At 43.9% G+C, this 717-nt stretch carries 1 pseudogene; it reads right to left on the bottom strand.

The annotated features are described in order from the left end of the window. Positions 1-64 precede the first annotated feature (64 nt). Positions 65-717, bottom strand: a pseudogene (locus AB1L08_RS22455) (helix-turn-helix domain-containing protein); the annotation flags it as partial.

The raw sequence follows: 717 nt of genomic DNA, 5'->3' as shown, positions 1-717 counted from the left end.
TAAAACAAGAAGAATCTTTGGCAATTTAAGAATAGACACAGTTAATTTACATAACTATTTACTATACATAACCCTTAGCTGGCGCGTCATAAGGCATCGTGTGCGCCAGGGTAATGCCCAGTTGGGCAACTCAGACCGGTAAATCTTCCCGTTATCCGCATAAATGATAGTAGGTTTTCCGCGCCTGATTAGTGCTTCCTTCGTCACTTCCCTTAGCCCGTCAAATTTCTCGGAGATAAAGAATTGGGCGTATGGAACGAGCCTGGAACAGTCATCAATATAAGCGATGAGAAAGGTTTTCTTCATCTTTCCATCAATTGGAATGTATGGGCCATGCGACAAGTCCGCCTGCCACAATACGTTGACCTTATCATAGGCAAAGCGTTTTCGTTCCTTTTCCGGATGAAAACTGATATGATTTCTGCCGGCGAGCTTGTGTTTTTTCAATAAACGGTTTATAGTGGAATAAGATACTTGATTTTGTTGAATCTCTCCCCGCTTGATCAGTTGTTCATAGAACACGCTGACCGGCATGTGGAGGGATTCTTTTCTTATGTCCAGAATATGATCCTTATCATCCGGGGACAGTCTTCTGGAATTCCCCCGATCCGAGCGCCTTTTTGGCTTCAAGGCATCAAAACCGTTCCTCCGGTAATGAAGAAGCCACTCCTGTATGGTTTTGGCTGCGATTGTTCTTTCTCCGTAGTATGGAATCTG

The sequence above is a fragment of the Siminovitchia jepli genome (genome assembly GCF_047228825.1).
Taxonomy (GTDB): domain Bacteria; phylum Bacillota; class Bacilli; order Bacillales; family Bacillaceae_C; genus Siminovitchia.
Note: the sequence above shows the minus strand (reverse complement) of the source record. Positions and strands in the feature narration are given on the sequence as shown.